At 49.0% G+C, this 12,295-nt stretch carries 17 protein-coding genes; 4 read left to right on the top strand and 13 right to left on the bottom strand.

From position 1 onward, the window contains the following. Positions 1-21: 21 nt before the first annotated feature. From mutM to radC, 5 genes are all read right to left on the bottom strand, one after another. On the bottom strand, positions 22-831 hold the full coding sequence (gene mutM / locus AC53GJ_RS02500) for a bifunctional DNA-formamidopyrimidine glycosylase/DNA-(apurinic or apyrimidinic site) lyase (RefSeq protein WP_496730955.1): 810 nt from the start codon (positions 829-831) through the stop codon (positions 22-24). 58 nt (positions 832-889) lie between these two features. Then, the gene (locus AC53GJ_RS02495) at positions 890-1,393 is read right to left on the bottom strand and encodes a hypothetical protein (RefSeq protein WP_496730954.1); all 504 of its coding nucleotides are present in this window, start codon (positions 1,391-1,393) and stop codon (positions 890-892) included. A gap of 420 nt (positions 1,394-1,813) precedes the next feature. Further along, complete coding sequence (gene rpmG, locus AC53GJ_RS02490) at positions 1,814-1,969, bottom strand: 50S ribosomal protein L33 (RefSeq protein WP_068067767.1); 156 nt, start codon at positions 1,967-1,969, stop codon at positions 1,814-1,816. Positions 1,970-1,979: 10 nt separating this feature from the next. Then, a complete protein-coding gene (gene rpmB / locus AC53GJ_RS02485) occupies positions 1,980-2,216 on the bottom strand; it encodes a 50S ribosomal protein L28 (protein WP_068067773.1) in 237 nt (78 codons plus the stop codon). A gap of 166 nt (positions 2,217-2,382) precedes the next feature. Further along, on the bottom strand, positions 2,383-3,057 hold the full coding sequence (radC, locus tag AC53GJ_RS02480; RefSeq protein ID WP_496730953.1) for a RadC family protein: 675 nt from the start codon (positions 3,055-3,057) through the stop codon (positions 2,383-2,385). 66 nt (positions 3,058-3,123) lie between these two features. Here radC and coaBC point away from each other — a divergent pair, with 66 nt between their 5' ends. The 3 genes from coaBC (at position 3,124) to slmA (ending at position 5,477) form a co-directional block, all read left to right on the top strand. Further along, complete coding sequence (coaBC, locus tag AC53GJ_RS02475) at positions 3,124-4,365, top strand: bifunctional phosphopantothenoylcysteine decarboxylase/phosphopantothenate--cysteine ligase CoaBC (protein ID WP_496730952.1); 1,242 nt, start codon at positions 3,124-3,126, stop codon at positions 4,363-4,365. Continuing rightward, positions 4,349-4,807, top strand: a complete 459-nt coding sequence (gene dut, locus AC53GJ_RS02470; protein ID WP_496730951.1) for a dUTP diphosphatase — start codon at positions 4,349-4,351, stop codon at positions 4,805-4,807. The genes coaBC and dut overlap by 17 nt, the downstream gene beginning before the upstream one ends. A gap of 70 nt (positions 4,808-4,877) precedes the next feature. Continuing rightward, positions 4,878-5,477 carry a nucleoid occlusion factor SlmA gene (slmA, locus tag AC53GJ_RS02465; protein ID WP_496730950.1) on the top strand — a complete coding sequence of 200 codons (600 nt, stop codon included), beginning with the start codon at positions 4,878-4,880 and terminating at the stop codon, positions 5,475-5,477. A gap of 102 nt (positions 5,478-5,579) precedes the next feature. On the opposite strand, the gene AC53GJ_RS02460 is transcribed toward slmA, so the two are convergent. The 3 genes from AC53GJ_RS02460 to rph form a co-directional block, all read right to left on the bottom strand. Beyond that, positions 5,580-5,957 carry a diacylglycerol kinase gene (locus AC53GJ_RS02460; RefSeq protein ID WP_496730949.1) on the bottom strand — a complete coding sequence of 126 codons (378 nt, stop codon included), beginning with the start codon at positions 5,955-5,957 and terminating at the stop codon, positions 5,580-5,582. 85 nt (positions 5,958-6,042) lie between these two features. Next, complete coding sequence (pyrE, locus tag AC53GJ_RS02455) at positions 6,043-6,693, bottom strand: orotate phosphoribosyltransferase (protein WP_496730948.1); 651 nt, start codon at positions 6,691-6,693, stop codon at positions 6,043-6,045. A gap of 7 nt (positions 6,694-6,700) precedes the next feature. Then, entirely contained in the window at positions 6,701-7,414 is a 714-nt protein-coding gene (gene rph / locus AC53GJ_RS02450) for a ribonuclease PH (RefSeq protein WP_496730947.1), read from the bottom strand. A gap of 244 nt (positions 7,415-7,658) precedes the next feature. Between rph and AC53GJ_RS02445 the strand changes: the two genes are divergently transcribed. Next, entirely contained in the window at positions 7,659-8,519 is an 861-nt protein-coding gene (locus AC53GJ_RS02445) for a YicC/YloC family endoribonuclease (protein WP_496730946.1), read from the top strand. A gap of 207 nt (positions 8,520-8,726) precedes the next feature. On the opposite strand, the gene AC53GJ_RS02440 is transcribed toward AC53GJ_RS02445, so the two are convergent. The 5 genes from AC53GJ_RS02440 to AC53GJ_RS02420 all read right to left on the bottom strand — a co-directional run bounded on the left by AC53GJ_RS02440 (position 8,727) and on the right by AC53GJ_RS02420 (position 12,215). Next, complete coding sequence (locus AC53GJ_RS02440; protein WP_496730945.1) at positions 8,727-8,816, bottom strand: hypothetical protein; 90 nt, start codon at positions 8,814-8,816, stop codon at positions 8,727-8,729. 60 nt (positions 8,817-8,876) lie between these two features. Continuing rightward, positions 8,877-10,187 carry a type II toxin-antitoxin system HipA family toxin gene (locus tag AC53GJ_RS02435; RefSeq protein WP_496730943.1) on the bottom strand — a complete coding sequence of 437 codons (1,311 nt, stop codon included), beginning with the start codon at positions 10,185-10,187 and terminating at the stop codon, positions 8,877-8,879. A gap of 49 nt (positions 10,188-10,236) precedes the next feature. Continuing rightward, complete coding sequence (locus AC53GJ_RS02430; protein ID WP_496730942.1) at positions 10,237-10,548, bottom strand: helix-turn-helix transcriptional regulator; 312 nt, start codon at positions 10,546-10,548, stop codon at positions 10,237-10,239. 568 nt (positions 10,549-11,116) lie between these two features. Next, on the bottom strand, positions 11,117-11,197 hold the full coding sequence (locus AC53GJ_RS02425) for a hypothetical protein (protein WP_496732753.1): 81 nt from the start codon (positions 11,195-11,197) through the stop codon (positions 11,117-11,119). A 55-nt stretch (positions 11,198-11,252) separates the two neighbouring features. After that, entirely contained in the window at positions 11,253-12,215 is a 963-nt protein-coding gene (locus AC53GJ_RS02420; protein WP_496730941.1) for an arginase family protein, read from the bottom strand. Between the last annotated feature and the right edge of the window lie 80 nt (positions 12,216-12,295).

The following is a 12,295-nucleotide window of genomic DNA, read 5'->3' as shown; positions in this document are numbered from 1 at the left end:
GCGCCTATTTGCCTGACGGTGTTATTGCTGGCAATGGTGACAAAACACAGTACTGCGCTGCCCTAAACGGATTTCAGTCAGTTGGTGCTGACACTGCGGGCAATCCTGACCTCCACGGCCATACACCAATAATTCCTGCTTAAAATAACCGGGTTTGCCATCAACCTGACTGAAATCTTTCAGCGTAGTGCCGCCCTGCTCAATGGCAAAAGCCAAAGTTTGCTGGATCACCCTGACCAGTACCGCACATTCGGCCAGGGTTAACTGCCGTGCAGGCCGGGTCGGTACAATCCGCGCTTTAAACAGTGCTTCATTGGCATAGATGTTGCCCACCCCAACCACCACATGATTATCCATCAACACCAGTTTAATGGCACTGCTGCGCTTTTGGCAGCAGGCAAATAACAATTCAGGCGTAAACGCCTCAGTCAAAGGTTCCGGACCCAGCGCAGCCAGCATCGGGTGTACACTGCCTTTTGCTTGCCATAATACGGCACCAAAACGCCGGGTATCATTCAGCCGCAACACAGTACCGTCATCCAGTAACCAGTCGACATGGTCATGTTTGCCAGCAGCCACACTGGCCGCTAACCATTTCAGGTTGCCGGACATGCCAAGATGGATCAGGATATCTCCGGTTGGCAGATGGATGAGCAGATACTTGGCGCGTCGGGACACACCAAGGATCGGCTGCTGCCGAATCGCCAGCACTTCATCCGGCACTGGCCAGCGTAATTGACGTTGTCGGACCACCACCTGCTGTAAGGTTCGGCCTTGTAAATGCGGACTGATGCCGAGTCTGGAGACTTCGACTTCGGGTAATTCAGGCATAAATTCCTCGGATTTGCGCGCAGACTCAGACAGAGATCAGCAGACAATGGTGGCTGACTTATTCAACCACCTGATTAAGCTCGGCTGGCATCAGTTGGTCGGCCTGCTCGGCGGTTAACGGATAGATGGCCGCCATACCCTGGCGTTGCAGATAAAATTGCTGTTGTTGCTGATACAGCCACCAATGTTGCGGTGCTTGTGCTCCGGCCAGTAATAACACCACCCGTCGCAGCGGCTGCGAGCCCAGTTCAACTTTGGCTGCTTGTTTTTTCGTTAAAGGCACAGGCAACTGCATTTGCTGCCAGTATTGAGCCAATTGCGCTGGAGATAAGGACGATTCTGCCAGGGCTGGCTGAAAACGCCATTCAGTGCCGGCCTGTTGCAAACTGGTGCTTTCAAACTGCAGTTGTAATAAAGGTTCATCGGCAGTGACCAATTGTTGCTGAGCATTCGGGCTCTGTTGTTGTTCCATCAGTTGCTGCGGAATAAAGAAAAATAACAACAGCATCGCTAATACACTGAAAATAATTATATTGTTCCAGTCGCGCTTACTCAGTGCCATAGCCCCAGCCTTTTAACTTTGATAATGCAGTGTAATAGATTGTGACGCACAAACCTAGTCACCCAAGCACAGAACCTGATGATGTGAACATCACACGGGATAAAAGTTCCGCACAACGGAATCCAATCGATGCCAGCTATCAGCGGTAGCTTTGCCTCGATACGGCGCGAAGCGTCGGGGCAATTCAACAAAGGCAGTCAACTGAATCAGAGAGAGAAGGGTGTTTTCGGGATCTCAAAACGCAAATAGTTTTGCGTTTTGCCGGACATACGCCTCAGCCTCTGGTTGAGGCCGGACTGTAAAAACACCAAAACGTCTGGTAGGTTTTGGCACAGTTTGCTTGCCAAACTGGTCTGAATAAAATTTTTACCGTGATGTAAAAACACAAAACCCGGCAATTGCCGGGTTCTGTTTATTCGATTACTTGATTTTCGCTTCTTTGAAAATCACGTGCTTGCGCACTTTAGGATCGAATTTTTTGATTTCCATTTTTTCTGGCATGGTGCGCTTGTTTTTATCAGTTGTATAAAAAAAGCCGGTACCAGCAGTAGAAACTAAACGAATTTTATCGCGCATTTTCTAATCCTTAAACCTTTTGACCTTGCTTACGCAGATCAGCTAAAACTGCATCGATACCATTTTTATCGATGATACGCATCGCACGCGTGGTCAGACGCAGAGATACGAAACGGTTTTCGCTTTCAACCCAGAAACGGTGAGTTTGCAGGTTAGGCAGGAAACGGCGCTTAGTTGCGTTGTTGGCGTGTGAACGACGGTTACCTACCATCGGACCTTTACCAGTGATTTGGCACACTCTAGACATGTCAATGTTTCTCCAAAATTACTTCAGCTCGAGCTATCGTCATCCTTCTGGCCTGGAAGAATGCCCCGGATTTCTGAAAGGGCGCAATTTATACACGATAGCGGCCAAAAATTCAAGGTAATTCTGCCTCGAATTTAACCGATCCTGCTTGCGATCCAATCAGATCTTAAAGCCAGCCGCGTTCTGCAAAGGAAATGACCTCTGCGTCGCCGACCACAAAATGATCCAATAACTTGATATCGACCAAAGCCATGGCTTGGGTCAGGCGCTCCGTTATAGCTCTGTCAGCGCGACTCGGCTCAGCAACTCCGGATGGATGATTGTGAGCCAAAATAACGGCGGCGGCATTATGCGCTAAAGCGCTCTGAACTACAATACGCGGATACACTGGACTTGCATCTATTGTGCCGTAAAACAGCGGTTCGGCTTTGATCAACCGGTGCTGACTATCCAGATACAACAACATAAAGACTTCACGCGACTCTAAACCTATGCTGTATTGCAAATAATGTTTCACCAACGCCGGCTCGGTAAACACGGCTTCACGCTGCAGATTCTGATAAATACAGCGGCGACATAATTCCAGTACCGCCTGGGTTTTCACGTAACGTGCCAGTCCCAAGCCGCGTTGCCGACAAAACTGCAGCCGGCTGGCGGCAAAAAAAGGTTTCAGGCCGCCGAATTCGCCAAGTAACTCCCGCGCCAGTGCCAAGGCATCCAGACCACCGAAGCCATGGCCGAGAAAAATGGCCAACAACTCAGGATCTGATAAGGCTGCGGCACCATGCGCCAGCAATTTTTCGCGCGGCCGCTCCGCTTCAGGCCAATGTTTGATGTTCATCGCTCGTCCTTGCGTTGTGGTTCATGTTATCTTAGTGCCCAGTTTTTTCGGTTTGGATATCAGGTTATGTCCACAGCTTGCTCTGCCCTGCCGCTGGCAGGTAAACATATTCTGCTTGGGATCAGCGGCGGTATTGCTGCGTATAAATCTGCTGATCTGGTGCGCCGCTTAAAAGAGCGCGGCGCTGAAGTCCGGGTGATCCTCACTCCGGCGGCAGCAGAATTTATTACCCCGCTGACGTTACAGGCATTATCTGGCCATCCGGTTGGCCAGTCTTTGCTGGATCCAGCTGCCGAAGCCGCGATGGGTCACATTGAGCTGGCGCGCTGGGCTGATTTTATTTTGGTGGCGCCAGCTTCAGCCGATGTGATTGCCCGCATTTGTTATGGCATGGCCAATGACTTGCTGACCACTTGTATTCTGGCTGCTGATGCACCGCTGGCAGTTGCGCCAGCGATGAATCAACAGATGTATAAAAACATAGCAACAAAAACCAATTTAGCAACTTTAAAATCACGAAATATTCACATTTATGGCCCGGCGGCTGGTGAACAGGCTTGTGGTGATGTTGGCATGGGCCGGATGCTGGAGCCGGTACAACTGGCCGAACTGGTGGTTGATTACTTCCGGCTACAGCCAAAACCGCTGCAAGGTTTAAAAATAGCCATCACTGCGGGTCCAACCCGTGAAGCCATTGATCCGGTTCGGTTTATCAGTAATCACAGCTCAGGAAAAATGGGTTTTGCACTGGCTGCAGCCGCAGCCAAAGCCGGTGCTGCTGTCACCCTTATCAGCGGCCCGGTCCAGCTCGATACTCCGGCCGGAGTGCAACGGATTGATGTGCAAAGTGCAGAACAGATGTATCAGGCCGCACTGCAGGCTGCAGTCCAGCAGGATATTTTTATCGGTTGCGCTGCGGTTGCCGATTACCGGATGGCGACTGTGGCGCCACAAAAACTGAAAAAAACCGCTGACAGCGAGCTGTTAACGCTGCAACTGGTGAAAAATCCTGACATTATTGCCGCCGTTGCCGCATTAACGTCACAACGACCTTATACGGTTGGTTTTGCCGCTGAAACCGAACAGGTCGAACAATACGCCAAACGCAAATTGGCAGAAAAAAATTTAGATCTGATTTGTGCCAATGATGTGTCTGTTGCCGGTCAAGGTTTTAACAGCGAACAAAATGCCATCACGCTGTATGGCAAAGATCTGACCCAACCACTGGCGCTGCAGGACAAATCAGCTTTAGCCACTTCACTTATCCAATTGATTGTTGAGCAATACCACCATGAAAAAAAGCATTGAACTGAAGATCCTCGACCCGCGCATCGGCACTGAATATCCGTTACCGGCCTACGCGACGCCAGGCTCAGCCGGTCTGGATCTACGGGCGCTGCTGGATGCACCGCTGACGTTAAATCCGGGTGAGACTGTGTTGATCCCAACAGGGATCGCCATTCATATTGGTGATGCCAATTTATGCGCCACCATTCTGCCACGCTCAGGCCTTGGCCATAAACACGGTATTGTGCTGGGCAATCTGGTCGGACTAATTGATTCGGATTATCAGGGTCAGTTGATGGTCTCCACCTGGAACCGTGGTCAGGACAGTTTTACCATTCAACCTGGCGATCGCATCGCGCAGCTGGTGTTTATGCCGGTGGTGCAAGCGGACTTTAGCCTGGTGGCTGACTTTGATCAGTCAGAGCGCGGCGAAGGTGGTTTTGGCCATTCCGGCCGCCACTAAACAAGGCCAAACCACAGGCCGCACAACGGCTCGACCCTGGTGATGAATTTGAAACTGAGCAGTACCACAGATGGCAACAGTCCGAAGTAATAACCGCAAAGAAGAAATCCTGCAGGCGCTGGCCGCCATGCTGGAAAACAATCCGGGGCAACGTATCACCACAGCAGCACTAGCCGCTGCTGTGGGTGTGTCTGAAGCGGCACTGTACCGGCATTTTCCCAGCAAAGCGCGGATGTTTGAAGGTTTAATCGAGTTTATCGAAACCACGTTACTCAGTACCATCAACGCCATTTTGCTGGAGCATAAACAAACCGAACAACGGATTGAACTGATCCTGCATATGCTGTTGTTGTTCGCTGAGCGTAACCCCGGCATCTGCCGCATCCTGACCGGCGATGCCCTGCAGGGTGAGCAGGAACGCCTGCGGGAACGGGTGGCCTTGTTGTTCGACAAACTGGAACTGCAGCTCAAACAATGTTTGCGCGAGCGTAAGTTACGCGAAGGCAAAAGTTTTCTGCAAGATGAAGGCGATTTGGCCAACTTGCTGCTGGCCAGCTGTGAAGGCAAAATTCACCAGTTTGTCCGCTCTGGGTTTAGCCGCTTGCCGACCTCACATTTTAATGCGCAGTGGCAGGTATTTCGCGATAGTTTGTTTGGCGAGCCGCGCTAACAGCAGTTGGCTTTGCTGGTTCCCGACCTTAAGACGCTACCATCAGTCCACACCCACAAAAAAACGGGCAACTGCCCGTTTTTACTCACTCACTCCGCCGCATTAACCGGCGAGTTGCTGATAAAGCGCCACACCCCAAACCACAGTCACAATGGTCAGGCTCAAGGTCACAGCAGCCGAACCCAAATCTTTGGCCCGGCCTGATAATTCATGCCGTTCCAGACTGACCCGGTCGGTCAAAGTTTCCACCGCCGAATTCAGCAGTTCAACAATCAGTACCAGTAATAACACCGATACCAGCACAGCCCAGTGCTGCAACGAATCAGCCAGCCAGAAAGAAAGTGGCAGCAGTACAATCGCCAACGCCGCTTCCTGGCGAAAAGCAGCTTCAAAGCGCCAGGCGGCAACAAAGCCTTTGCGTGAACATTCAGTGGCTTTGAGGATACGACCAAATCCAGTGCCATTGGGTTTATTAAGCACAGTAAACTCCCGTCTGTGGTAAAACATTGCAGCCTAGGCTGTGTTATCGCAGGTTTTGCTTAACAAAACCTGAAATAATCGGACCTTAAGCCAGACTCACGCCATATTGGGCACGATAAGCCGTCACCGCATCCAAATGCTCAGCTAACTCAGGCTTGCCTTGCAGGTAATTGATCAAGTCGTTCAGACCAATGATAGAAATGACCTGGGTGCCAAAGTCGCGTTCGACTTCCTGAATGGCAGAAAGTTCGCCCTGCCCCCGCTCCTGCCGATCCAGCGCAATCAGCACCCCTGCCAGCTCAGCACCTTGCGCCTGAATAATTTGCATCGATTCACGAATGGCAGTACCGGCCGTGATCACATCATCCACCAGCAAAATACGGCCTTGCAGCGCAGAACCGACCAAATTACCGCCTTCACCATGGGTTTTGGCTTCTTTGCGGTTAAAGCAATAAGGGACATCGCGCTGATGATGCTCTGCCAGCGCCACGGCAGTGGTGGTCGCAATAGGAATGCCTTTATAAGCCGGGCCAAACAGCACATCAAACTCAATGCCTGAGTCCTGAATGGCTGCGGCGTAAAAACGACCCAGTTTGGCTAAATCACCACCGGTGTTAAACAAACCGGCATTAAAAAAATACGGGCTGGTGCGACCTGACTTCAAAGTGAAAGAGCCAAATTTCAGCACCTGACGGCTCAGGGCAAACTCAATAAATTCAATCTGAAAAGCTTTCATCACCACCTCAGGCTAATACACGTTTTTGTTCATCAATAATTTCACGGATGGCAATTTTGGCCATGGCCATCATGTCTTGCATTTCTTCAAAACTAAATGGCTCAGCTTCGGCTGTGCCTTGAATTTCAATCAGTTTGCCGGTTTCGGTCATCACCACGTTCATATCGGTGTCGGCGGCAGAATCTTCCAGATATTCCAGATCAGCCACAGCTTCGCCTTTATAAATGCCGACTGAAACCGCAGCCACCATATATTTCAGTGGGTTAGTTTTAATGGCGCCTTTGGCACGCAGGTGCGTTAACGCATCACATAACGCCACACAAGCACCGGAAATAGCCGCAGTGCGGGTACCGCCGTCAGCCTGGATCACGTCACAGTCAAACATAATGGTATTTTCGCCTAACAAGGACAAATCCACTGCCGCCCGCAATGCCCGGCCAATTAAGCGCTGAATTTCCATGGTGCGGCCGCTCTGTTTGCCGCGTGCCGCTTCCCGGTCGTTACGGGTATGAGTGGCGCGTGGCAGCATGCCATATTCCGCCGTGATCCAGCCTTTGCCCTGGCCTTTCATGAACCGGGGCACACCTTCTTCAACAGATGCGGTACACAGCACTTTGGTATTGCCAAATTCCACCAGCACCGAACCTTCGGCATGGGCAGTAAAATTACGGGTGAAACTGATAGGACGGATCTGACTGGCTGTTCTGCCGCTTGGACGCATGAAGGACCTCTGTTTGCTGGTTTGGCTGAATTTTCAATCGGCCATTATAGGGGCTTGGCAGGCAGATTGCCATCAACAGACCGGCAACTATTGGTGCAAAGCGACAGGAACTGACAGCAAGGCCGCACCCGCTCGCCGCCTAAACCCGTCAGGGGTGGCACAAATAACAAAAATCCTGCCATTCGCCTAATGCCCTGCTTCTGGGTATACTGTTTTTTTGCTTACTTTTGAACAGGACAATCGCATGATCCATAGCATGACCGCTTTCGCCCGCCATGAACTTAAAGCCGACTGGGGTAACGCCGTCTGGGAAATTCGCTCAGTTAACCAAAGATATCTCGAGAGTTATTTTCGGTTACCTGAGCAATTTCGCGGTATTGAAGGACTATTGCGCGACAAACTGCGGCAAAATCTGCATCGCGGAAAATTAGAAATTAACCTGCGCTACACCGCCGCCAATCAAAGCAGCGAGCTGAAAATTAACGACGCCTTTGCCGCCCAACTGCTGCAAGCCGCGCAGCAATTGCTGGACAAATGCCCGCAAGCACAGCTGAATGTCACTGACATTTTACGCTGGCCAGGCGTGATGGAAACGCAAGAAGCCGATATGGACAGTCTGCAAAGCGATTTGCTGGCCGGTTTTGAACTGGCCTTAAAAGACTTCCAGGCCGGCCGTGGCCGTGAAGGCGCCGCCATTGAACAAATGATCCGCGACCGGCTCGATCAAATCGCCGGCCACGTCGCCACGCTGCGCACCCACCTGCCGCAAGCCCTGCAATGGCAACGCGACAAAATGCATACCCGTTTACAGGAAATCAAAGCCGATCTGGACAATAACCGTCTCGAACAAGAAATGGCCTTCCTGGCACAAAAATCCGACGTCGCCGAAGAACTCGACCGCCTCGACGCTCACATCAAAGAAACTCGCCACAGCCTGAAACAAGGCGGCGCCGTCGGCCGCAGACTCGACTTTATGATGCAGGAATTCAACCGCGAAGCGAACACCTTGTCCTCAAAAGCGATTTCGACCGAGATCACCAATACCGCAGTGGAACTGAAGGTATTGATTGAGCAAATGCGGGAGCAAATACAAAACGTCGAATAAAATCAACAACTTAACATCTATTGATTTAAAAGGATTTTCCTTTTTTCGTCAAGATATTTTCCCTCTCAATGCCCACTGACTGGTGGGTATTTTGGGGGGTAATAGCAGACAAGCTCGACTGACTGGGGGGGTAAACCACCTCGAATCAATTGGCAGTTTTTAGGAATTCGCACAGGTAAAAGCAGGCAATAGTTCCTTACGGAACTTTTATAGCATCATGGCAAATTGGCGCAACTTGGATACAAACATTGGCAGTTTCTGCCGTTGTAGTGGATCCAGATACGATTCCACCGTCATCGGTGGATCCCCTTAACGAACGTCGTTGCCGCTGCGCTGCTAAAATGACCTGGCTCGGCCCTAAACCCTGAAATCAGTACGCAATAACTTCCAGTGCTCTTGAAGTTTAGTTTTATGAGCATCAGTGATAGGCATTTGGCTTATCAGTGAAGGCCATAAATCCCTCGCCTTTTCGAGCGTATCATCCAAATGCGGTTTAATGACTCGCCAAGGCACATCCACTTGCTCAGACCAGAATTTAAAGTGTTCAAGATTGGCCTGATACCAATCTTTGTTTTTTGCAAGGTTAAGCGAAAGTTGACGCTCATCTTTTATGTATAGGCTGGTTGTCAGAATATCGTAAGCTGGGGACAACCTTGGATTTTTTTGATCGCGATAGATCAGGCTCCAATTTTTCAGATGGGCATCGCCATTTGCCAACAAAATATTAACCAATAATCGACGCGCAAATTGCTGCAAGTCAGCATTTGGTTCAGCTGAAAATTGACGGATCACGCGGCCAATTTGTTCATAGTTGGCTGAATCATACTTTTGGTAAGGGTACTTCACCAGAACCTGGGCAAAATCCTCCATGTGAATGCGTTGAAGCACACTGCTTTGCGGGTCACTTTGAGATGTTGGCATTTTTTCGCGGTCAAATCGTTTAATCGCATACGCGAACTGCTCTTCTGGCAAGTTGACTGGCAACAAGTTGTCGAGTTGCGACATCTCAACCAGTCGAACTTCTGGTATATCAATGCCAACCGCCTCAGCTAATTTCATCGCTGTGTATTCATTCAAAGGTACATTTGGATGCTTTACTGAAGGCGTTTTAATGATCCAATCACCTAGCTCAGGCTTACTAGCACCATTAAATCCTAATGTGAAACGGCCGGAGTTTTCTCGCATTGAAAATTTGATTTGTATGCCAGCCAACGAAAACTTATCGTTTTGAATTCGTTCTTCATCAGTGATTTCAAAGGGTTGATTACTTGATAAGCGCAACCGTTGTTTGAGCGAGGCCGGAACTTGATCAGCCCTGATTGGCGTTGCTATTAATGCACCAGGCAGATCATGTCCTAATGCACCAAGTAGTTTAAATTCATGATCAACATGCGCTTTCAGACCCTGTGCAATCAGTTCACGTAATGAACCTTCAGGCAAAAGATTGGACAATATTGGATGCAGCTTGTGGTTTTTAACCCAATCTTGCGCCAGCAATGGGTCTGATTTTGGAAAGTCTGGACGGGTGATCACACTTAATGTTGCACGATTGGAATCGTTCCTGAACGAGTCATCAAATAAAAGAACATTACGGCCACTTTGGAATCCAGCCAGATACCCCACTAAGTTGTCATGTAATGTCAGTTCTAACAGCCTTAGTTTTTCCATTTATCCCACCTTTAACTGAACTCAAATGTGTCAGTCCCTCAGCAAAAACTCACAGCAAATTTTGCCAGGGATCATCTACTAAACTACTTTGCTCGTCTGTTTGCTCCTCCACCAACTCGCTATTCACCAAATTTGTTGCTAGCAATTTTTTAACTGCTTCAACATGCTCTTTGGGTATAAGCATCAACTCTGTACTTAAGCCTTGCGCAATCAGTTCAAGAGTATCCAGTCGTGGATTACCTTTATTCTCAATACGGTGATATTGCTGACGCGAAATACCCACCCGCATGTACATGTCTTGCTGTTTCAGCGACAGCTGCAGCCTTCTTTGTCTCATTTGTGTCAATAACGGATCTGCCATGGACTGCTCCAAAACTTTCTATCAATATGGGCATCTAAAAAGAAACACATTAGTTTCTTTTTTATAAATAGAAGCATATAAGTTTCTATTAATAGCATGGAAAGCGAACCACGACAACGGTTGTGGGAAGCAGTAACAATTAGATGATAAATGAACTGCAATTCATCGAGCGTCGCAAAACTCCAACCCTAAAAAATGATTTTTTTATCGTCTTTTTCTGTGTTTTTAAGTGGGGGGTAATATGGGGGTAAGCGTGTTTTAAATCACTAAAAATCAACTCAAGTCATTGATTTTAAATAAAATAAAGACATCAGAGCAAATCAAAAATATCGAATAAAATCAAAAATATCGAATAAAATCAAAAACTTAACAGCCATTGATTTAAAAGAATTTTCCTTTTTTCGTCAAGATATTTTACCTCTCAATGCCCACTGATTGGTGGGTATTTTGGGGGGTAATAGCATACAAACTCTACTGACTGGGGGGTAAATCACCTTGGATGAATTGGTTGGGTTCAGGAATTAGCACATAAAAGCAGGCAAAAGTTCCCTACGGAACTTTTATAGTATCATGGCAAATTGGCGTAATTTGGAGACAAAATTGGCAGCTTCTGCCGTTGTAATGAATCCAGGTACGCTTCCACCGTCATCGGTGGATTCCTTAACGAACGTCGTTGTGCACAGGATGAACCCGAAACAACGTCACTACCCGTTCGCGGTCAAGGTTTGATTTGGCACAGCTAAAGCAGGAAGCACCTGAGTCAATAATCGAGACAACACCATGGCGGTTATCCCTTGCTCATCAAGAGCAGGCGCGAACTCGGTCACCTCAAAAAGTTTCACTCGTTGATCTGCAAGGAAAAACTGCAACAGCGTCTGAACCTGCTGCTCGGTCAAACCTGCGGTGACCGGAGTGCCCGTAGCCATGGCAATCGAAGCATCCAGCGCATCAATATCAAACGACAAATAGATAAAATCAACCTCAGCTAAGTGCAACAAAGTGTTGCACGCAACCACGACAGTCCCTGATTGTTCGAGCTGCGCCGCGGTCCAGTGGCGGATATTTAACTGCTCTAACACTTGCCATTCGGCTGCTTCTAAATCACGAATACCAATATAAACCAGGTCCTCGCTTCGCAAGGCACCTGCACACATCGCTTGGATCTGCAGCCAAAGCGGTGTTGCTGATCCCGCAGGTGCTGTTGGACGCAACATCGCACCCAATGGCATGCCATGTAAATTGCCACTCGGTGTCGATAGCGGTGTATGGATATCAGCATGTGCGTCAATCCAAATGACACCAATGCGACTGCCCGGAAAGGCGTTTTTCAGGCCCGCCACCGCAGCACAAGCACTGGAATGATCGCCACTTAGCAACATCAATTGATGTTGCGGAAACAGCTGAAAAAATTGTGAAACACTTTGATGTACAGCCGTCAGAAGTGGTTGGATGGTGCTGATGTGTTTAGCCTGACTTTTGCGGTCAATCTCGTCGCTACTGGTGTTGTTCATCACAACATTGGCGGTCTTTAATCGCTGCCAGACTGGCATCGTCGGGGAAAACCAACGTTGGATGCAGGCAGGGCCAGCGCAAGCACCAGCGACAGCACCACCGAGGTCTGACTCAACTAACAGCAGTTGGCAGAGTTCACCGAATTTCGTTGTCATCCTGCAATCCTTGTATTCCTTGTGTTCTATCGCGCTGTAATTTCATCATAATCAACAACAGCATTATCGAGCGCCACAAA

The organism is Rheinheimera sp. B2H12, assembly GCF_059620065.1.
Note: the sequence above shows the minus strand (reverse complement) of the source record. Positions and strands in the feature narration are given on the sequence as shown.